At 42.8% G+C, this 22,663-nt stretch carries 16 protein-coding genes and 1 pseudogene; 10 read left to right on the forward strand and 7 right to left on the reverse strand.

The annotated features are described in order from the left end of the window. Positions 1-3: 3 nt before the first annotated feature. A complete protein-coding gene (gene bglX / locus MUB35_RS08585; protein WP_244806060.1) occupies positions 4-2,229 on the forward strand; it encodes a beta-glucosidase BglX in 2,226 nt (741 codons plus the stop codon). 248 nt (positions 2,230-2,477) lie between these two features. Here bglX and MUB35_RS08590 read toward each other — a convergent pair whose 3' ends face one another. The 7 genes from MUB35_RS08590 to MUB35_RS08620 form a co-directional block, all read right to left on the reverse strand. Continuing rightward, positions 2,478-3,263 carry a creatininase family protein gene (locus MUB35_RS08590; protein ID WP_148393414.1) on the reverse strand — a complete coding sequence of 262 codons (786 nt, stop codon included), beginning with the start codon at positions 3,261-3,263 and terminating at the stop codon, positions 2,478-2,480. A 28-nt stretch (positions 3,264-3,291) separates the two neighbouring features. Continuing rightward, positions 3,292-4,140 (reverse strand): carbohydrate ABC transporter permease, encoded by an 849-nt coding sequence (locus MUB35_RS08595; RefSeq protein WP_033140248.1) that lies wholly within the window; start codon positions 4,138-4,140, stop codon positions 3,292-3,294. Further along, entirely contained in the window at positions 4,137-5,039 is a 903-nt protein-coding gene (locus MUB35_RS08600; RefSeq protein WP_054351007.1) for a carbohydrate ABC transporter permease, read from the reverse strand. Before MUB35_RS08600 ends, MUB35_RS08595 begins: the two co-directional genes overlap by 4 nt. 68 nt (positions 5,040-5,107) lie before the next feature. Continuing rightward, a complete protein-coding gene (locus MUB35_RS08605; RefSeq protein ID WP_103732990.1) occupies positions 5,108-6,469 on the reverse strand; it encodes an ABC transporter substrate-binding protein in 1,362 nt (453 codons plus the stop codon). A 102-nt stretch (positions 6,470-6,571) separates the two neighbouring features. Next, entirely contained in the window at positions 6,572-8,152 is a 1,581-nt protein-coding gene (locus MUB35_RS08610) for a response regulator transcription factor (RefSeq protein ID WP_148393412.1), read from the reverse strand. Continuing rightward, positions 8,145-10,010 (reverse strand): sensor histidine kinase, encoded by a 1,866-nt coding sequence (locus tag MUB35_RS08615; protein WP_033140245.1) that lies wholly within the window; start codon positions 10,008-10,010, stop codon positions 8,145-8,147. The genes MUB35_RS08610 and MUB35_RS08615 overlap by 8 nt, the downstream gene beginning before the upstream one ends. After that, entirely contained in the window at positions 10,007-10,432 is a 426-nt protein-coding gene (locus tag MUB35_RS08620; protein ID WP_244806061.1) for a MerR family transcriptional regulator, read from the reverse strand. Before MUB35_RS08620 ends, MUB35_RS08615 begins: the two co-directional genes overlap by 4 nt. A 213-nt stretch (positions 10,433-10,645) precedes the next feature. Here MUB35_RS08620 and MUB35_RS08625 point away from each other — a divergent pair. The 9 genes and pseudogenes from MUB35_RS08625 to MUB35_RS08665 form a co-directional block, all read left to right on the forward strand. Further along, a pseudogene (locus tag MUB35_RS08625) lies at positions 10,646-11,036 on the forward strand (flavodoxin family protein); the annotation flags it as partial. Positions 11,037-11,771: 735 nt separating this feature from the next. Further along, entirely contained in the window at positions 11,772-12,335 is a 564-nt protein-coding gene (locus tag MUB35_RS08630) for a biotin transporter BioY (protein ID WP_225305268.1), read from the forward strand. Positions 12,336-12,574: 239 nt separating this feature from the next. Further along, positions 12,575-14,068 carry a response regulator transcription factor gene (locus MUB35_RS08635; protein ID WP_244806062.1) on the forward strand — a complete coding sequence of 498 codons (1,494 nt, stop codon included), beginning with the start codon at positions 12,575-12,577 and terminating at the stop codon, positions 14,066-14,068. A gap of 31 nt (positions 14,069-14,099) precedes the next feature. Next, entirely contained in the window at positions 14,100-15,794 is a 1,695-nt protein-coding gene (locus MUB35_RS08640; protein WP_244806063.1) for a sensor histidine kinase, read from the forward strand. A gap of 261 nt (positions 15,795-16,055) precedes the next feature. Beyond that, positions 16,056-17,378: an ABC transporter substrate-binding protein gene (locus MUB35_RS08645; RefSeq protein WP_244806064.1), complete on the forward strand. Its 1,323-nt coding sequence runs from the start codon at positions 16,056-16,058 to the stop codon at positions 17,376-17,378. Positions 17,379-17,450: 72 nt separating this feature from the next. Then, complete coding sequence (locus MUB35_RS08650; RefSeq protein WP_054351021.1) at positions 17,451-18,338, forward strand: carbohydrate ABC transporter permease; 888 nt, start codon at positions 17,451-17,453, stop codon at positions 18,336-18,338. A 4-nt stretch (positions 18,339-18,342) separates the two neighbouring features. Beyond that, a complete protein-coding gene (locus MUB35_RS08655) occupies positions 18,343-19,167 on the forward strand; it encodes a carbohydrate ABC transporter permease (RefSeq protein ID WP_103732817.1) in 825 nt (274 codons plus the stop codon). A gap of 8 nt (positions 19,168-19,175) precedes the next feature. Continuing rightward, positions 19,176-21,620 carry a glycoside hydrolase family 2 protein gene (locus MUB35_RS08660; protein WP_244806065.1) on the forward strand — a complete coding sequence of 815 codons (2,445 nt, stop codon included), beginning with the start codon at positions 19,176-19,178 and terminating at the stop codon, positions 21,618-21,620. A gap of 91 nt (positions 21,621-21,711) precedes the next feature. Beyond that, positions 21,712-22,653, forward strand: coding sequence for an aldo/keto reductase (locus MUB35_RS08665; RefSeq protein ID WP_244806066.1), 942 nt, complete (start codon positions 21,712-21,714; stop codon positions 22,651-22,653). The last annotated feature ends 10 nt before the right edge of the window (positions 22,654-22,663 follow it).

A 22,663-nucleotide genomic window follows, 5' to 3' on the forward strand; every position in this document is an offset into this window, starting at 1 on the left:
AAAATGAAACAGGAAGAATTAAAAAAACTGCTGGACACCATGTCACTGCAGGAGAAGATCGATCAGATGCTTCAGCTTACCGGAGACTTTTATCAGGACGCAGACAGCGTTCTCACAGGTCCGGCAGTACAGCTTGGGGTGACCGGGGAGGATGTCCGTATGGCAGGCTCCATACTGGGAACCTGCAGGGCGGAAAAACTGATCAAAATACAGAAGCGCTATATGGAGAATCATCCGCACCACATTCCGCTGCTCTTTATGATGGACATTATACACGGCATGAAGACCATATTTCCCATTTCGCTGGGACAGGGAGCTTCCTTTGAACCGGAGCTTTCCAAAAGATGTGCGGCAGCAGCGGCGAAGGAGGCGGCTGTATCAGGCCTTCATGTGACCTTTGCACCTATGGTGGATCTGGTTCGGGATGCCAGATGGGGGCGTGTTATGGAGTCCACAGGGGAGGATACCTGGCTGAACAGTCTTTTTGCAAGAGCCATGGTGGAAGGCTTTCAGGGGGATGACTTAAAGGAGCCTTATAAAGTAGCTGCCTGTGTCAAACATTTTGCGGCCTACGGGGCACCTCAGGCGGGGAGGGAATATCACACGGTGGAGCTGTCTGAAAACACGCTCCGGGAGTATTATCTTCCCGCTTACCAGGCCGGAATTGATGCCAAAGCTGCCATGGTCATGACCTCTTTCAACACAGTGAACGGCATTCCGGCCAGCACCAACAGATGGCTCATGCGTGATATCCTGAGGGAGGAGATGGGATTTGACGGTGTGCTGATCTCAGATTTTTCCGCCATTTTGGAAACCATTGCCCACGGCTGTTCCGAAGACAGCCGGGAGGCAGCGGTAAAGGCTCTTGAGGCCGGGGTGGATATTGATATGATGACAAATGTATACGCTGCCAATCTGAGGAAGCTCACTGAGGAGGGCGTTGTACAGGAAGCCTGGATCGACCAATGCGTCATGCGGATCTTGGAACTGAAAAATAAACTGGGATTATTTGAAAATCCATACAAAGACGCTGATACAGAGAAGGAAAAAGAAATTTTCCTGTGTCCGGAACACAGGGCACTGGCAAGAGAAGCGGCTGTGAAATCTTTTGTCCTTTTGGAAAATGACGGCGTTCTGCCTCTGGATATGGGCAGAAGAACGGCATTTATCGGTCCCTATACGGACAGTAAACAGATAAAGAGCAGCTGGTCTTTTACAGGAGATGACAAGGACTGCGTAAGTATCAAAGAGGCAGCGGGGAAGGTCTTTGATGGCAGCCATACGGTATATTTAAAAGGCGCTCCTGTACTTGGGTCTGACAGTAAAGAGAGTGAAGCCAGGCTGACCGGATTTACGGGGGATGAATGCGGGATCAAGACGCGTGAGGAAGAGGAACAGATGCGAAAAGAGGCTGTGGAGGCGGCAAAAGAGGCAGATCTTGTCATTATGCCGCTGGGAGAGCATTATCTGCAGAGCGGTGAGGCAGCCAGCCGTGCCCAGATCACAGTGCCGGAGGTGCAGATGGAGCTTTTCAGGGCAGTACACAGGGTGAATAAAAATATTGTGGTGGTGCTGTTCTGCGGCCGCCCCCTGGATATAAGGGAAATCAGCCAAAAGGCCAGAGCCGTGCTGGTGGTGTGGCGCCCCGGGACGGAGGGAGGCAGCGCTATCGTGGACGTGCTGACGGGAAAAGAAAACCCCTCCGGCAGACTGCCCATGAGTTTTCCGTACTGTGTGGGCCAGGTGCCTGTCCACTACAATGAGTTTTCCACAGGAAGACCGGACCGGAAGGGAATACAGGAGCGTTTCCGCTCCAAATACCTTGATATTCCAAACGAACCACTCTATCCTTTCGGCTATGGCCTTGGCTATACACGGTTTTCTCTGTCTCAGGTAAAGCTTGATAAAACAGAGATGAGAGAAGGGGATACCATCCATGCCGGAGTAATGCTTAAAAATATCGGAGAACGGAAGGGAACAGAGACTGTACAGTTCTACATCCGGGATATGGCGGCCAGCGTGGTCCGGCCTGTAAAAGAGCTGAAAGGGTTTGAAAAAGTTACCCTGGAACCGGGAGAGGAGCGGGAAATTATCTTTGTGGTAGAAGAGCCTATGCTCAGGTTTCATACGGAACAGAATGGATTTGCCAGCGAAGCGGGGGAATTTCTGGTATTTGCGGGAACGGACAGCAGGACAGAGAACCGGGCTGGGTTCAGGCTTGTAAAATAGAAAATTACAATGTATGAAAAGAGCTGCGCTTAGATATCTGCGCAGCTTTTTTCTATTAACTTGTTACCGGCTGACTGGAAGCAGCATAAGGAGGGAGGAATTTTGAAGTACCTTCTGCGGCTCAGGGAGCAGGGGGTAGTCTGTCATCCGGGAATGGGATGCGTCTGTTCAGCGGATTTTAAATAATGAAAATGCTGTAACAATGCAGCATTACGTGCCGCTAAAAGCTGCTAAATGAATAATCCAGGTTAAATTAAGGGTATGCCATGTCCCATATATGGTTTAGGGTTATTGAGGCATAAAAAAACATGCTCTGTTATTTTTTTTACCGCAGCATCGTAAATTTCATTGCCAAATTGAGCTGTAGCATGCAAAGGATTTCGTGTGCTCATGATTCCATACTGTAATTCATTTGCTGCAGCTTTTAGATTTACTGTCTCAGGATGAGAGGCTAAGAGATGAGAAGTTTCCCATCCCCCTGCATGGTCACCTGGAGAAGTATATTCGTCTTTAAGTAAAAGATAATCTGCGGCAGCCAACCCTGTTATACGCTTCCATTCTTTATCGTAAGCCCATTGATTGTATAAGATAATTGCACTGCGTGCAGACTCTATTAATGGATAATGACCAATAACAAAGACTACCAGATCAAAACCATAAGATGCAGCTTCTGATATAATATGAATCAAATGATGTTGATAATGTTCAATCTGTGCGATTCCACTGTAGGGAAAGCGGTCTGCATCAAATTGGTTTTTGTTTAATGACAGTCTTTCACAAATACCAGCCTGATATTTGGGGTCTGTTTCAAGTAAAGAATTTACCCTGCTCTCTCCATAATAAACAGTTGGGAAAACAACACCACCTTGATCAGCACACCTCAAAGCTAATTCTTCGGCCTGCAGTCCGTCAGCGCCTATTGGATTATGTAAGCCATGCCATTCTAAGGTACCAAGCGGAATATATGCCACCGGACATTTATCTCTTTGCTCTATGATTTGCTCAGGCCTGAGCATATGAAATCTTTTTTCCATAAATTATCTCCTTTATTATTTATACAGATCATCCTTTGATGCCACCCGCGATCATACCCTCCATAAACAATTTTTGGCAGGCAAAAAAGATGATCATAACAGGTATGACAGATAAAACTGCTCCGGCAAACAACAGGTTATAATTATTTCCATATGGTGACAGATAGGTTTGAAGTCCTACTGTCAAAGTGAAATTTTCGTTTTTGGACATTACAATAAGGGGCCAGAGAAAGTCGTTCCATGCATTTGTGGCCTGCAAAATAGTCATGGAGGCAAAGGCAGGTTTCATTAATGGGACCATTACTGTTAAAAATATTCTTATTTCTCCGCACCCGTCAATCCGTGCTGCATCCATAAATTCCGGAGACAGTGATTGGGCATATTGCATAAAAAAATAAATTGTAAATGCTGAGACTGCAAAAGGAAGGACAACTCCTAAATGTGTATTTAACAGGTTAAAGCTTTTTATTTCGTTGTATAACGGGATCATAAGTGTCTCTACGGGAATCATCATCGTACTGAGGATAAGAACTACTAATAATTGTTTTCCCTTAAATTTGTACATGGAAACACCATATCCCACCATGGAGGAAAAACCGATAGAGAGCACTGTGAATAAAATAGTTATGATACCACTATTTTTAAACCAACTGAAAAACATGCCATTGTTATCAGTAAAGAGTAATTTGTAGTTGCCTATGTCCAGCATATCTGATGTTATTTTTAGAGCAATACCGTTTTTAAAAACAAGGCTCATATCATTCACACAAGAAGTAATGATCAAATATATAAAAGGAATCAGAGATATGGCAGCTATGATACAGAGCATAAAAGTTACAAATATCTGATATAATTGTTTTTTCTTTTTATCTATCATCTCTTTTCCTCCTTCCTGCCTATACCCAAGGTTTTAATATAAATAAAGTTTAATACCATCAGGCAGATAAACAAAACTACAGACATTGCGGAAGCATAACCCATATCAAAATGTCCAAAGGCAGTCCTGTATATATAAAGTACAATGGTCAATCCGATGTCTCCGGGAGTTTTGCTGTTTGGCCATAAAACATAACTCTCTCCAAACATTCTTAATCCACCATATGTAAGTATGGTTATTACAAAAATGAGAATGGGTTTTACACCGGGCAGGGTGACGTGGCGAAAACGCTGCCAGGCAGAGGCACCATCCACGTGGGCGGCATCATATAATTCAGGTGATATCGTTTGCAAAGCGGATAAAAAATATAAAACATTGGTTCCCAGATATCGCCAGGTGGAAGTAAATACAAGAGCAACAATACCGGTTATTTTAGTATCATATAGCCATTCTTTGGGGCTCATTCCGATAAACTGCATAAGTGTATTCAACGGGGTGTCAGAATTGCTTGCAAAAAACAGACGAAAAAAAATGCCCGCCACTATAATGGATGTCAATGCCGGGATATAGATTGCGGAACGGAAGATATTTTTAAGAGGAGTAAATTTATGATTTAAAAGTACGGCCAATAATAAAGCCAGTACAATATTTACGATAATGATACCAACCGTAAACCCCAGGCTATTAAAAATAGCAGCACTAATATGAGTATCAGAGGCAAGCCTTTTGTAGTTATCCAACCCGGAAAAATTATATGTATTAATACCCTCCAGTTTGAAAAAACTTGTATATATCATATTGATCATGGGATACAGCATAAAAACTAAAAAAGAGCAAATGAATGGTGCACAAAAAATATAAGGTGCGGTTTTCTGAGTTATTATTTTTTTTCGTTTCATATAAATAACCCTCCCGGTCAAAAAGATTGGGCTGCCGCAGGACAATTTCGGCAGCCCATGATTATTAGTTACTGAGCATTTTTTATCTCATCCGCAGCACTGTTTAATGCTTCCTCAGGAGTTGCACTTTTCTCACCTAAAACTCTAAACAGGATGTCACTGGAAATAAGTGAGTTGGCCAGAGAATATTTAGGAGATGCAGTGATATTGGATGTATGGAATTTATCTTTCATGCTGATGACAACGTCAAAGATATCTTTGCCAAAATAGTCAGTATATTTATTGGTCTCTTTCATTACATCAGTATCCCAAATATCCCATCTGAGAGGATCAAATCCAAGAACATTCCATATTTTCGCGGCACCTTCTTTACTTATTTTAGCTTCAGCCAAAAAGCGTTTTGCCAAATCTGGTACTTTGCACTGTGTTGTGATACTTGTCGCGGTTCCGCCAAAAACCGGATATTGGCTGTTTTCATCCCATACAGGCGGTGCTGCCACTTGGATTTTTCCTTTTAATTCCGGCATATAGTCTGTGAAGCGTCCCATATACCACAGGCATTCCAGCATAGATGCGGCTCCTTCCTGGGCCATGAAACCATAATATTCTTCAGTATGGAAACCACCGCCAGGAGTAGTTACAGCGGTACCATCTTCAAGCATACTCAGCATAAAATCAAGTACCTCTGCATTCTCTTTACTATTTATAATACAGGTACCGTCTTTGTCAAAATAATCTCCACCTTTTTCGCCAGTCATGATATAGTAACTCCAGGAGTCATTTACTTCAAAGGTTATAATTGGTTTTCCAGTAGCAGCAAGGACTTTTTTTCCTGCCTCGTGCAGGTCATCCCATGTAATAATATCTTCAGCTTTTACTCCTGCCTGATCCAAAATCTCCGTATTATAGAACATGATAGGGGCACCTACATGATACTCAATACCGTAATAATTTCCGTCATAATTATAAATATCCAATACCGGTTCAAGAAAATTTTCCTTTTCAGGTTCAATAATATCGTTCAGTGGTACAAAAACTTCGGAATCACCCTGAACAAAATCACTGAATCTTGCAACATTAACATCAACCAGATCGGGAGCTCCATCTCCGGACTGCAAAGTGATCAGCAGTTTACTGTGCATATCTTCAGTTGGATAAGTTTCAGTCTGTAATTCAACTAATTCATCCGGATGATTTTGGTTCCATGTTTTTACCGCATCCTGCATAAATTCCGTATGCTGTTCCACATAAGTCCAAAATGTAAGTGTAGTTACATTATCGGTGGAATCCTTGGTATCCTTAGTCTGCTTATCATCTTTATTTTGTTCGCTTTCTGTTGATGAGGCATCTTTGGATTCTGAACCGCAGCCAGATAGTGCAGAAAAGGCTAATGTGCCGCAAAGCAACAAAGAAATAACCTGCTTTTTCATAAATCTTCTCCTTCTTGTGTGTTTTCTTGAATTTAATGACGTCATTAATCTTTTTGATAGATATATCATACACAAGCAGCTATTGATTTACCATTAACAAATTTATCCTCTATTCTCATTATTTTGTTCAACTATTTTAATATATTCAGAAGGTGTATACCCATAGGTTTCTTTGAATAGTAAATAAAAATAGTTGTAGTTATGTATGCCGACGTCCAGGGCGATTTCCTGAAGTGATGTATTACCTTGCAGGATTTTTTCCTTGGCATGTTCCATCCGTATCTGGTTTATAAAGTTTATAATATTTACACCCTGGGTTTTTTTAAATATGCGGCTCAGATAAGAGGGGCTGACCGCAAATTTTTCTGCAATACTTTGCAGGCTGATTTTATGCTGATAGTTTTCTATTATATAATCAGATATTTTTTTACATAAGGAGCTCTGTTTTAATACCTGGCGTTTTTCCTTTGCCAGACGTTGGAGGGAAAACAGGGTTTCTATAAGGGAATTTTCCATATCCTCAAGTGTGTTAAATTTATCAAATACATCATAAGGATTCGTTTCTGCGAAAACTAATGCATTGTCAAGTTGATATTCGTTCACTTTTTTAATGATATAACTAATGAACTCAACATAAAATACCTGCAATTGATGCTTCATTATTCCTGAGCTTTTGATGTCGGTAAATAGTCTGGAAATATAGTCATTGATATCGTTCTGACCCAGAAAAATTAATTCTGTCAATTGCTGTTTTTGTTTTGGGCTGAAACGTAATATATTCTTCTCAGTGATTGATGTATTTTGAGAAAGAAAATTTTTATTTCCTTTAAAATATTCCTGAAGCAATAAGTTCTTTATATAGTCACTTTTTGGTTTGATCATTTTGTGACCGGAAAGAAAATCTGATATTACAAAGGATAAGTCCAGATTGCAAAACCTTTTAAGTACAGTGCGTATTTGTTTTGCAAGGTCAACAACTTCATCTGTAGAATTGCCCTTTGCCTGAAATACCAAAAGAATAATACCTTTATCTAAGGATACCAGAAAGAAGTTGTGATAATATTTTATGGTTTCATCTATTAACATTCGTATAGTCGTGTCGTCTATTGATACTTTTGAGGAATCTTCAAAATAAAGGTCAATACCACATATAGCAAGAATTAATTCGCCTTTCACCCAGCCAAGGGCAGTTTTTTGAATCAGTTTTTCTAAGTAATCTGTATCTGGCATTTCTTTACTGACAAGTTCGTAGATTAAGTGCTCACGTTCTTTCGAGATGGAAAATCCATCTTTGTCCTTATTTTCTGTATTTATTTGCCATATGGTTTTTTTGATAATATCATTGATACTATTTTCGGTTATCTGGTATTTTAATAGATAATCAACTGCACCGTTTTTCAGACTGCTGCGTACGTATTCAAAATCATCGTATGCGCTTAATACTATGATTTTTGTCTCTTTAAATCCATTGCTTATATAATTGATCAAGTCTATGCCGTTAGATCTTGGCATACTGATATCAGTGAGTATAATATCAGGTTTATACATATTGAAAGCATCTATTGCCTGTTTGCCATCAGATGCTTCGGCAACCATTTCACAATTTAATGTTTCCCATTGTATCATTTTCTTTAATTGTACTAATACTATGGGGTCATCATCTACTAACATAATTTTATACATGGTGTTCCTCCCTGGATTCGGATATAGGATTTTTTGTGATAACAGGCAGATTAATTAAGATAGTTGTATAACTTCCTTTTTCACTTAAAACTTTTAAACCATATTGGTCACCCATCATAAGTTTTATCCTATTGTTTACATTGCTGACACCTAATCCGCTGAATCTTGAATTCTTTTCCACAGTATTATTTTTGGAGTCCAGCGCTAATTCTTCTATTTTCATGCCAACACCGTTGTCTGTTATAGAGAATATCAGTTGGTCATTTTTGCATTTGCCTGCTATGGTGATGAGCCCTCTTCTGCAAGAAGGTTCAATACCGTGGATAATGGCATTTTCTACGATTGGCTGGAGGATAAAGCGCGGCATTTGAAAATCCAAAATCTGTGGGGATATTTGGAATTCCACATCAAATTTTCCCATTAAACGATAGTCCTGGATAATTATATAGTTTTTGATCAAAGAGATTTCTTCTTGTACTGTGTGGAGGCTGTCGTCATTTTTCATGCTGTCTCTGAGCAATTCAATAATTGCGTTTATAATAGTTTCTATGGATGTTTCCTTTTTTAACTTGGCTATAAAAGAGACAGTGTTCAAAGTATTTGCTAAAAAATGAGGGTTGATCTGAGCTTGTAAAGCCTGGATTTCCAGCTTCCTCTTTTGACGCTCATTCATTTTTATATTATCCAACAATTGAGTTATTTCTTCGGCCATTTTGTTAAATTGCCTTGTTAGGATCGTAAGTTCATCATTTCCATCCTCCACTAATTTTAATGAAAAGTCTCCTTTTTCAAATGATTTAATTCCTGTTATCATTTTGTTGATTGGCGAGATTATGGTAATAGAGAATGCTAAGGTAAAAATGATACCAAATATGATTCCTATAAACCCTACCAAAAGAAAATTTTTCAATATAATCTTTAGATCAGATTGAAGATAGGTGAGTGGAATAAGTGCTGCCATTTTCCATTCCGCTTGCTCTATAGGAAAATTATATATCATTGTATTTAATTCGGCGAAGTGGTAATTATTACCAGTAATGTTGTGGGAATCCTGAATTTCTTTCAGTACATTATTATTTGGATATATTTCTCCGACGGGAGTATTAAGATCGGCAGATGAAATAACAATGTCATTATTGTCTATGATGAATACCTGCATGTTCATGGTACTGGAAATTTTTTCGTATATATTTCGGATTTTATCTTCTTCTATAGCCATTATCATATATCCGATAATCTTACCGTCAGATTTCTTTTTGATGGCTTTACCTAAAAGTATATAATTTCTATCATTATTTACACCGGAAGCAATTCTTTTTTCGTAATTATGATTAATGGCTTTCCAGACACATGCACCGTTGTACGAGTGGCATATGTCTAAAAATTCATTAAAATAATCAGATTTTAAATTTACAGTAAACGTGTTATTTCCATAGACATTGAGTTTTGCTCCTGTTAATGTGTAAAGTGTTATTTCGGATACAATATTGTCAAAGACATATTTTTTGCTCATTTTATCGGTAACAGCTATTTTTACTTTGTTTTTCATTCGCTCATTATAATCATTGTAATTGATAAGTACATCTTGGATTTCTTCAAGATAACTTATTTCTATGCTGTCATTTCTTACTTTTTCTATTTTTTCATTTATACTTGTACTTATTTGTGTTAATGCTTCACTGATTGAAAGATTGACTTTATCCTGAATAATCTCACTGCTTTTATTATAGAGCAGAATCCCATATAGTGTTATGGGGAGCAAAGTTACAAAAATAAACATAACAAATAGCCTTTTAAAAATATTAACAGTTCGTAATTTTAAGATGTAAAACTTGAAAAAATTTTTCCAGTGTTTCATTGGTCTATTAGCTCTCCCCTCAGTGCTTTCTCTACAGGTATTAAGTTGCTGACATAAGGACGTTTGCCAGAAAGAACGTCATCATAAAACGCCTGCTTCCAGTCAATATATTCAACATGGTCTTTCAATTCTTCAATGGAAGCTAAAAGAGCGTTCCGTTTTTTAGTAAGCATTTCTTTCCTTTGATGAATCGTAGACTCGCCCTGCATACATAAATCCAGATATTCTTTCATTTCCTGAATGTTCATATCACATTTTTTCAGACAAATCAGGTTTTTGCTCCATTTCAAATCTCGTTCATCAAAAATCCTGCGGTTGTTTTTATCTCGTTTTACATTAGGAACTAATCCTTTATTACAGTAATATTTTAAGGTCTGATAAGTCATATTGGCTTCTTTACAGACCTGCATCATAGTATACATTTTCCAATCCCCCGTTTCATACATAAATAAAAATAGAAATTTACAAAAATCTCTTGACCGATAGTTATAATCGGTTGATACAATCATAGTGTACAGCAATGGGTAACAAAAAACAATGGTGCAATTTTATGAAAGTGTGTGGTCTGCCTGCAAAGTCAAAAGAATTAAAATCAAAAGTGGAGATTGCATAAGAAAAAAGGAGGACATAATAGTGAATGTGAAATCATCCATGTAGGAAACAAAGGGATTCGGGGATGTACAGCCTGCCGGGCATGTGCCGAGAAGGCCAAATGTGTGTTTGATGATTATGTCAACGAGATTGCGCCTAAGTTTGAGGCCTGTGATGGACTTATTATTGGCAGTCCGGTATATTATGCGTCCGCCAATGGCACGCTGGTGTCATCTCTGGACCGGTTATTCTTCAGCACGCCCTTTGATAAGACAATGAAAGTGAGAGTAAGTGTTGTGGCGGCCAGAAGGGTTGCAGGGAATGCGGACACTGGCAAATAATATGTCATTTCTTATAAAATCCATTGCACTTGGGAAAGAGCGGCTGGGGATGCCGGAAAAGGAAGCTATGCAGCATACAAACTTTATCCGTTAAAAAGGATTATTATCTGAATCGGATGTTTATAGAAATACGGTTTATGATATGACGGAACCCGAGTGACAATCGGCTTTAGCAGTGTGATATAGGCGGGAATTTGGCTGAGGGCAATCCATACAATGTGACAGGTGTACTATAATTAAGGGAGTTGTGCTTATATGATAGTAATATCTGCGCAGCTCTTTTTCTGCGCCGATGGAGTATTTTACCGCTGATATTATTTATTGCCAGGATAGCGATTTCCGTCGTCAAAAGGCGGCAGGTTGTTTCATAGGAACACCCCGCAAACCTACATGAAATCAGCCGACACCCCGGGATTTGTCAATTTTTTTACCTTTAATATTCCTGATCCCAATAATAACAAAAGGGATGCCAAACACTATTCAAATTAATAGCTCATTTCGTTTCATTACTTCATGCTGTTGCTCATAACTCTGATTGTTCGCTCGGGCACCATTTTACCCTTTGCAAGACGGTTTTTTATATAGCAGAATTTTTGGTGAATGAAATAATGTAGATTTTATAATGTTAACTTAAATTAAAATATAAGTTGACAATTTGAGGCTGATTGATTATACTTCTTTATGTAAAGAAAAGCACAGCCACAAAACAAGCGGTAAAACCGTAAAAAATGTTTGAGAAAAGCTTTTCTATAAAATCAGGAAAGATTTATGCCGTCGAACAACAGGCGGAAAAGTCGAAATAAGTTTTGCAACCTCGGAGGAAAAGTATATGGAAACAGCAATGCCCAGTAAAAACAAGAAAATGAGTACCAGACAGATGACGATCATTGCACTGATGACAGCGGTAACCTGCATTTTAGGCCCCCTGGCCATACCGCTGCCGTTCAGCCCGGTGCCGATCAGCTTTACCAATCTGGCCATCTATTTCAGCATTTTTGTGCTTGGCACTTATTCAGCAACCGTCAGCTATCTGGTGTACCTGCTCATTGGAATGGTAGGACTTCCGGTGTTTTCCGGATTTGCCGGAGGATTTGGCAAAATGGCAGGCCCGACGGGCGGATACCTGGTGGGATTTATTTTCATGGCGCTGATTGCCGGATTTTTTGTGGACAGATTTCAGGGAAAAAGAGTGCTGCAGGCAGCAGGAATGGTTCTGGGAACCGTGGTGGCTTACCTGTTCGGGACTGCATGGCTCTGCGTTCAGGCCAATCTGTCCTTTGGCGCGGGCCTGGCAGCCGGGGTGATTCCCTATGTGCCCGGTGATCTGATCAAGATTGCGGCTGCGCTGGCTGTGGGACCGGTTCTTCGGAAGGCTGTGAGAAGAGCAGCGTAAAATAACAGATACAGAGAAAAGACAGTGTGATGTGGACACTGTCTTTTTTTTGCAGTTCGGAAAGGAATCCGTGGCTCCCTATACAACAAAAAGATCCGGGCGCTGCCGTCCCTTCCCGGGGAAAGGTGCATGATGCGCAGGATAATCTTAAATAACTGTAAAAAACACTTAAAATATATAAGGGGAATATTCTGAAAATGAGTTATAATAAACAATAATATTATGGGCGGAGGGAGAAAATGTATAAGGTATTGATAGTCGAGGACATGGATCTGACAAGAGAAGATTTGATCAGTCTGATTGATTGGGAACGATACGGTTTTGAACTGCTTCCCGACGCAAGGAACGGAAAGATAGGATTGGAATACGCAAAACGGTATCGCCCGGATATTGTTATCACAGATATCAAAATGCCGATCATGACAGGCCTTGACCTGGTGGCGCAGATGAAGAAGGAAAATATAGAGGCGGAGGTTATACTGCTTACAGCCTATGAAGAATTTGAGCTTGCGAAGCGGGCGCTCCAGATGGGCGTCAGAACCTTCATACTGAAATACGAAATTGATGAAGAGGTACTGCTGCGTGAACTGAACGGCTGTATTGAGGCACTGAAAACAAAAGAAAATGTACATAAGGTCAGAATGAAACAATATCTGGAGGCGATTCTGGCAGGTGAAAATGAGATATGTAAAAGTGATGAGACCATACTGGAATGGATAGGAAAAAGTGTTCTGATCTTGCTGGAGCAGATTGGAAAACCCCTGATGCATCCGGATGAAGAGGGCATACGGGAGCTGATCGAAACAGAGATTCCCGGCTCCAAGATCAGGGTGATGAAGAATTCAGGAGGAGGCATCCTGATCTTTTACCGGGTCCGTTCCTGCATTTCCAAAATGCATCTGGACAGTGAAATCAGGGAGTTTATCACAAAGGTACAGAGTCTTTTTTCTTCACAGATGGGGCTTTCCATGACAGCATCCATAGGCGGCATGATAAGAAAAAATAAGGATATCCTGCCGGCGAAGGAGGAAGCGGAAAGGATTATGAAAGGCCGCGTTTTTCACAGGGGCGTCTGCATTCTGGACAGGGCAGCAAAGGATGAAAAGGAGGAATTTTCGGCTGAGATAAAGGATGCGCTGAGGTGTGTCGAAGAAAATATAGAAAAAGATTCCTACGAAAATATGCCAGGCTTTTTGGAAAATGTCCTGTGCCGCAGTGTGGTAAAGACAGAAAATCTATACATATGGCGCAAAGTATCCGAGAAGCTGCTCTATTTTCTGATGCACCGGTGCGCAGCTCTGGAACAGCCGGAAATAGAAGAGCGTCTGGATAGATTTAAAAGGGACTTTCAGAAGATGGATATCTACAGCTTTATGAAGGAGTATGAGGGTATCATGGAAATGCTGGAAAGCAGTTCAGACAGCAGATATTCCGGAAAAGTCCGCTATATCAAAGCGTTCATGGAACAGAATTACAGCCGTGACATCAGCCTGAATGACGTGGCAGGGGATCTGGGCATGAATGCCATATATCTGTCCCAGCTTTTTAAGAAAGAGACGGGTTCCACATTTTCCGCCTATCTGACAAAGGTGAGAATGAATCAGGCAATACGGCTGCTGAGAACAGGAGAATATAAGATATATGAGGTCAGTGAAATGGTGGGCTACCAGACCGTCCAGTATTTCAGCAAGGTATTTAAAAAGGAAACCGGTAAAAATCCCAAGGATTATTAGGGGGAATCTATTGTACAAAGGGGAAGATCATATGCTTTATCAAAAGAAATCAAAAATATATAAAAGACTGCTGCTCATGGTATTGAGCGCTATCATGATATGCGTTGTTCTCTGCAGCGGTGCCGTATATCTGTATCTGAAGCCGCTGATAGAAAACTCCCTGGTTGAGAAGAACAGGACCATGATCTTAAAGATGGTAGAACAGGTCTCAAACTCACTGGAAGAGATCAGCATGTATGCAAGAAATATTACCTTTGACGAGACTGTGCAGGAGTCTTTTTACCAAAAGTCACAGCGCCGGGAGGGCAGTTACGGATACTATTCGGTCATTCAGACACTGGAGAAAAAGCTGAAGGAATACCAGCTTCTCAGGGACAATATCATTCTGGATATTTTTGCCGTAGACAGTGACGGCGTTGTGATGGAGACCATAAACCAGTACGAACAGCTTATGTCTGAGGCTCCCTATGAACAGATGCAGCGGGATGATATAAGCGGGGAATTTCTGGTGCCGCATATGGTGAATTATTACAGATCTTACGGCGAAAAGAATACCATTGCCTATGTAAACGACATTTTTGATAAGACAAAGATCGGGGTGAAAAGAGGAAAGCTGTTTATTCTGGCAGATACGGAAAGGATCATTTCTCCCCTTGTTTTTGATGAAAATGAGATAGGGATGGAGCTTCACAACCAAAGCGGCAGAGTTATCTACAGCAATGTGGATTCCGGCATGGAGGGAGTCCTTTCGGAGAAGGATTACTATAAAGACAGCATAGGCAGCCATGGGTGGTATATCTGTTATCAGGTGGCAAAAGGGGATATCTCCGGTACTATGCGGCAGATGAATAATATTGTGATCATTATCATAGTGATCTGTCTTCTTGTGATGCTTAGCCTGGTGGCAGGTCTGGTACAGAGGATCATTACGCCTCTTGATACTCTTGTGCGGGGAATGCAGAGTGTGGCCGGCGGAAGCCGTGAAGAGCGCATTGAGATCCACACAGGGGACGAATGTGAGCAGGCGGCCAATGTCTTCAATTCTATGGTCAAAAGCATTAACGACCACACGGAAAAACTCCTTCTGAGTGAAAAAAAGCAATATGATTCTCAGCTTAAAATGCTGTCTTATCAGTTAAATCCACATTTTATCTATAACACCTTAAATGCGGTTATCTGCCTTGCCAGAAAACAGGATTACCAGGAGATCATCCGCCTGACCAGAGCTTTTATTCTGCTTCTTCGCTCCCTTCTGCGCACGGATCTGCAGGCAATGGCAGCGGTTTCGGAGGAGAAGGAGTATATCTGCCGCTATGTTGAGGTTCTGCAGATCTGCTATAAAAATATTCCGGATATTCAATGGGAGATTGACGAATCACTGCTGCAGGAACAGATTCCGCGGATGATTCTCTATCCTCTGGTGGAAAACAGCGTGTTCCACGGCATCATCCCGAGCAATACGGCGTCACTGCTTAAAATTGTGATAACCGGTAAAGATAACTGGATAAAAGTGACCGTGGAGGATGACGGGGTAGGATGTACGGCAGAGGAGAGGGAACGCATCAGACAGCGCCTGGAAGAGGAGCGTACCGGGGGACATATCGGCATGTTTAATGTGAACGGCAGGCTGAAGCTGATCTATAAGGAGGTTCATCCTCTGAAAATGGAGAGGCGACCCGGCGGAGGAACCGTTATCTCCTTTGCTTTCAAAAAATCGGGAGACTAAAGCGTGTTTGGAAATTCATTCTGACATTCCAATTTTCAAACACACTCCAGAGCCTGTTTGAAAGGCAGTTATATAAAATTTATAAAAAACATATAAAAAATGACAAAAAATAGATGATAAGCGGGGGAAATGCCGAAGACGACAAAAAAACAGGTGAAAAAAGTATAAAAAATCCAAGAATCCCCATATTTTTATGTGACAAATATACAGCTATACTGAAGATGTAAAAAAGATGCGTGAAAAATAAAGGAGGAAAAGGAAATGAAGAAAAAGATTATCACGATTTTCATGGCGTCCATGCTGGCAGTCACATCACTTGCAGGCTGTGCATCTTCAGAAAGTGAAAAAGGCGGGGAGGACAAAGCAAAAGAGGAAGGCAAAAGTGAAGAAGGGGACCGGGAGATTACCATCTGGTGCTGGGACACAAGCGACAATGGGAAAAATATGAACGCCGGATTTACAGAGGCCACCGGAATCAAGGTCAATATGGTTGCTGTGGAGAGTAAGGACATGACACAGAAGCTGCAGACCACACTGGCCAGCGGCGGGGAAATGCCGGATGTGGCGTGGCTGGAAGCCACTTACAGAGGCAAACTGTTGTCCCTGGATATCTGGGAAGACATAACAAAAGACCCTTATAATTTTGACACCAGCCAGGTCCTGGATTATCTGCTTCCCCTGGAAACTGCTGAGAGCGGACAGTATGTTGGTCCGGAGTGTCCGTCTGTGGCCGGCATGGCATACAAACGGGAACTGGCAAAGGAATATCTGGGAACCGATGACCCTGCAGAACTGGAAGCCATGCTCTCCGACTGGGATTCCTTTATCGAAAAAGGAAAAGAAGTGAAGGAAAAATCAGGAGGCAAAGTATTCATGCTTTCCAGCATCGGTGCAGCGGGACAGATGCTTATGGGACAGTCCACAGATCCTTTTGTAGACGGGGATAAGATCAATCTGGAAACATCCATGAAACCGATCTTTGAAAAACTCATCGAGATGAAGCAGGCCGGAATCGTGGATGTACTGGATTTCAGTTCCGCGGAGGAAGGGGCTTCCTATGCGGGCGACAGTGACATTTTCTATCCCTGCGCCAACTGGTCCGTTGAATTTACCATCAAACCCAATGACAAAGACGGTAAGGGGCGCTGGGGCTTCATGCTTCCTCCGGGAGGTCCGTTCCCGTGGGGCGGAACCGTTATGGGTGTGCCAAAAGCTGCAAAGAATAAGGAGGCAGCGGCAGAGTATGTGAAATTCATGTTTGGCTCCGAGAAGGGCGCGACTCTTCAGAGAGACTGCAAGGGTAATTTCTCTCCTTTCAAACCGGTATACGAACAGGATGATTTCTACAGCAGAGAGGATGAATACTTTGCCGGTCAGGATGTGCTCCAGGCAATTGCACAGGAAGTAATGCCAAACATCAAGGGAGTAAGGGAACCCAGCAAGTACGACCAGGATATTAATGACGCCTATAACCTTGCCCTGAAAACTATCAATGCCTCCGTGGACGGAAGTATAACAGCAGACGAACTGATCGCGTCCATGACAGACGAACTGCTCACAAAGCAGCCGGATTTGGAAAAGTAATACGACAGATTAGGACAGACGAGGGAAAGGGCCTGAAAAGCAGGTCCTTTTCTCATAAAGGGGGAAAAATACATGACGAAAAAAAGTGCACCGTATGCCATGATCCTGCCGTATTTTCTGCTTTATATTGCCTTTGGCCTTTTCCCTATTTTGTTTTCACTTGGTGTCAGTTTTACAAGCTGGGACGGAATCGGAGAAATGACCTTTGTGGGTCTGAAGAATTATGTGCGGGTGTTTACACAGGATAAATATTTTTACAAATCACTTTGGAATACGCTGATCCTGCTGGGAATCAGCACGCCAATCCAGATCACGCTGGGACTTCTGACGGCAACCTTTCTAAAAGATTTTTTCAAGAAGACACAAAACGGGCTGCAGCTTATTAATTTTCTGCCATACATAACCACGCCTGTTGCAGTGGGTATTATCTTTCAGTTGATGTTTGACTGGAAAAGCGGAGTGGTCAACGCATTTTTAAACCTGTTCGGCGCAGAGTCTGTTTACTGGCTGGGACATGCATGGACAGCCCGGGCAGTGGTGATCTTTATGCTGATCTGGAAGAATTACGGATATAAGATGATCATGTTTCTGTCAGGACTCTCCACCATTCCGGATGAATTATATGAGGCAGCTAAGATTGACGGTGCGTCCTGGTGGGCCAGATTTACGAAGATCACCATACCGCTTTTGAAACCTATATTTGTGTTCGTGATCATCACCAGTGTGATCAACGGATTCAAGCTGTTTGACGAGCCGCAGCTTCTGTTTAACTCCGCAGGACAGCCCACAGGAGGGCCGGATCGTTCCGTGATGACAGTTGTGATGAAATTCTATGACAGCTCCTTTAAGAACTTTGAATTCGGATACGGTTCTGCTCTGGCATATTGTCTGTTTTTGGTGATCGCGGCTGCGTCACTTGTGCTTTTCCGTGTTGTCAATGGAAAGAAAAAGGAGGATTGAGAGTATGAAAAAAACAGTCTGGATAGGGAAAATACCATTATATCTGTTTATGCTGGTCCTGTCAGTCTGTGCCCTGCTTCCTTTCTATATGATGATCGTCATGGGCACACACTACAGCGAGGATTTATATACAGGTGTCAAATTATTCTTCGGAAAATATTTCGTGGAGAATTTTCATGCAGTCATGCGTCAGAACTTTCTGCTCTATTATGCAAACAGCCTGATCGTGGCATGCTGCAATACCATCGGCGGTCTGCTGGTCAGCGCTCTGGCCGGCTATGCATTTGCAAAATATGATTTCAGGGGCAAGAAGCCGCTTTTTGCCATGATCGTGGCAACCCTGGCGATTCCCCAGCAGCTCGGCCTTGTGGGCTTTGTTATGGAGATGAGATGGATTGGGATGAACAACACCCTGTTTCCGCTGATCGTATCCGGTATGGCCAATGCCTTCGGTGTATTCTGGATGCGCCAGTTTATAGAAAGTTCAGTGCCGGATGAGATCATCGAGAGCGGCAGGGTGGACGGATGCAGGGAATTCGGCATCTTTTTCCGGCTGATCATGCCTATTATCCGGCCGGCCCTTATCACGATCTTCCTTCTGTTCTTCTTATGGTCCTGGAACAACTACATGACACCTCTTGTTATGATCAGTGATCAGAAATATTATACCATTCCTCTGTCCATTGCCCTTATCAGCAGTGAGTACAGAACCGATTATGCAGCCAGGATCCTGGCACTGTCCATGGGCACCATTCCTATTCTGATCCTGTTTTCCTTCGGGTCAAAATATCTGATACGCGGACTGGTGGCAGGCAGCGTAAAGGGGTGATGAAATTTATGAAAAGAGAAAGAATACTGGCAGAAAACTGGTATCTGGAGGAACAGGGAAGCGCGGAACAAATGGAGATTCCCGCCATGCCCATACAGGTTCATGATATTTTATACCATCATGGAAGGATAGGGGATTCCTACCGGTGGGGAAAGACAACAGACTGCAGATGGGTCAACGATAAGACATGGATATACCGGACGGAATTTGAACTTTTATCCTGGGGGGCTGACCGCGGAGAATACCTTTTATTTCTGGAAGGGCTGGATACTTTTGCCGAGATCAGGGTAAACGGGGAATCGGCGGGAAGACATAATGACTGCTATCTGCCGTGCAGACTGGATATCTCTTCTCTTGTACAGCCGGGAAAAAATACACTGGAAATTATCTTCAGTCCAGTGAAGGAAGCCCTGAAAAAGGCGGAGGAAAAATACAGCAGTGTCTTGGCAGAGAAAATGGTGGATTCCTGCCGGTTTCTTAGAAAAACCTTTCATGACTTTACAACCTATTTGGGAAATGATCCGGATTTTTATAAGGTGGGGGTGTTTGGAAAGGTCATTCTGTTTGAAATACCGGACAGACTGCAGATAGATGGGATGGATGTGGAATATTCTCTGAATGAAACCCTTGATACTGCAAAAGTACAGACCCATCCCATGCTGTCCGGGGAAAAGAAGGCCGGCTCGGATGAACGTATGCAGGTGAAGATCCTGTATGGCAGGGAGATGATATGGGAGCAGGAAAAGAGTGCCGGATGCTGTTTTGAAGCTGTGCTGGAAAATGTGCATCTGTGGTGGCCCGCAGGTTACGGCAGGCAGAATCTGTATCAGGTTCGGGCGGAACTCATAAGAGACGGGCAGGTCCTGGATACGTGTCAAAAATCCATTGGCTTCAGGAAGGTCACGGTACAGGGAATGCTGGATTTCCGGATCAACGACAGAACGGTGAAGTTATGGGGCGCTAATCTGACACCGGATCAGGGATACACGCTCTGTGAGGATACAGACAGGATCAGACGGCTTTTAACGCTTGCAAAGGATGCCCATGTAAATACACTCCGCATCTGGGGGGAAGGGGTGCCTTTTGGGGAATTTCTCTACGACTTTGCAGATGAGAACGGCATTCTTTTGTGGCAGGAATTTTTCTGCGGACACACCCAGTACCCGGATGTGGATGAGGTGAAGGAAAAGATACTGCAGGAAGCAGAATATATGATAAGGAGCAGAAAGCATCATCCCTCCATTCTGCTCTGGTGCGGAGGGAATGAGTGCTATCTGAGCCGGGATTTCGCCGCACCGTCAAGGCCTTACCTGGCGGCAGATTTCTTTGAATATGATTTGAAAAGGCTGTGCCTCAGACTGGACCCGGACCGGTATTATCATGTAAATTCACCGTTTTTTGGAAGCTATTCTAATGAACCGGGGAAGGGAGATACGCACAGTTATACCAATTCCTGGTATGTGCCGGGAAGTGACTATCCTCTCTTTGCCAGTGAAAATCTGAGGGTTTCCTTTCCTGGTGTGAAGACACTGAAACGGTATCTGAAGACGGATACGCTTCCAAAGCCGGAAAGGCAGAGACACGGCAGCCTGCCGTGGCCGGAAGCCTATGAGAAGATCACGTCAGCGGAGTCCTGGAAGAAGATTCCCGCCATTGAGGAATTCTATGACCCGGAATGCGCGGAGGAAATGGTTTATCAGTATGGGGCAGCAGCAGGACAGTACATCAAAGATACGGCAGAGCGGTACAGAAGAGGAAAAAAGGCGGACAATGCGGCAGGGGAAAGAAACTGCAGAGGGCATTTTATATGGAAATGGAATACCACGTTTCCACACATTTACAGCTCCATGCTGGATTTTTATCTGGAACAGAAAATGCCGTATTATTATTTGAAACGGGCATATGAACCGCTCTGTGTACAGGTGGAGGTATCGGATCATCTGTATGTATGGCTTGTCAATGATACGGGAATGCCGGTGGAGGGGCGTATTCGGGCGGAACTTTTTGATCTGCAGGGAAACTGTTTTGCGAAGAGAGAAGATTTTCCGGTGAAATGTGATGCAGGGGAAAGTGTCCTGGCGGGAAAACTGGATTCCTTTGGACAGTTCACACGCGACAAGATCATCAGAGTCGTTTTTTGTGACCATAAGGGACAGACTGCAGCAGAAAATCACGCATTTGCGGATATAGAAAGACATCTTGTTTTTCCGCAGTCCGGGATAGAAATGTGGAAAGAAAAAGATGAAATCTGCCTTAGGGCCAGGCAGTTTGCCCGCTGTGTGGAACTTAGCGGAGAGGAAGACGGAGACGCTTATTGGTGGGATTTCAGGGACAATTATTTTGACCTTTTCCCCGGTGAGATCAAGAGAGTGGGATATGGAAACAGTCACAGAAGCGGAACGATCAAAGCCAGAGCGGTATATGATAAAACATATGCAAAACTGAACATCTGAATTTAGGCCGGATGCTGAAATTTAGGCCGGATACTGCAATAGGTATGGGTACCGGCAGATAGGAGCCGGGAACAGTGAGGAGGAAAATAGTATGAAATACAGAAGATTCGGAAAAACAGAACTTAAGGTATCAGAAATCGGATTCGGAGCATGGGCGATCGGAGGCTCCGGCTGGGGAGAGGGATGCGATGATGCTCTTTCCATGGAGGCCCTTGCCTGTGCATGGGAGGAAGGTGTGAATTTATACGACACCTGTGATTCCTATGGGAATGGGCACAGTGAGGAACTGATAGGCAGATTTTTGATCGGAAAACGTGACAAAGCGGTGATCGTGACAAAAGGGGGGACTAACTTCCGCGTACCGGAAAGAAGTAAAAATTTCACCAGAGAATACCTGAAAATGAGCCTTGACGAGAGCCTGAAAAGACTGCAGACGGACTATGTGGATGTCTATCTTCTCCATGTCCCGGATGCGGGATGGCAGGACAGGGAGCAGGTGCTGGATACCATGAAAGAGCTGAAACGTTCCGGAAAGGCCAGGTTCTGCGGACTTGCCATGTGGGGAGCAGCGGATACGCTCCATGCCTTTGAGGCAGATAAAGATGGCGTCATTGAGGCCCTCGAATGTCCCTTTAATATTCTCAATAAATCCAATCTGGAAGTAGTAAGAATCGCCGAAGAAAGGGATATTCCCGTCCTCACCAGTCAGCCTCTGGCAAGCGGCATTCTCACAGGAAAATACCCGGCAGATACAAAATTCTCACAGGGAGATAACAGAGCGGGTTTCTGGACAGAAAAACGCTTTGCCGCAGTGGAAAAAGATATGGAGATCATCCGCTCCTGTGTTAAAGAACCGGTACAAAACATGGCACAGCTTGCCCTTGCCTACAACCTGAATTATCCCGGGATCACTTGTGTCATACCCGGCGCCAAAAACGCGTCCCAGGTCAGAAAAAATGTGTCTGCCAGCGGAATCGTTCTTGACGGCAGTGTTATGGAAAAACTAAAAGGAACAGAAGGATTTGTATTCTGACCGGATACGG

This window comes from Blautia sp. NSJ-175, from assembly GCF_022867815.1.
Classification (GTDB): Bacteria; Bacillota; Clostridia; order Lachnospirales; family Lachnospiraceae; genus Blautia; species Blautia celeris.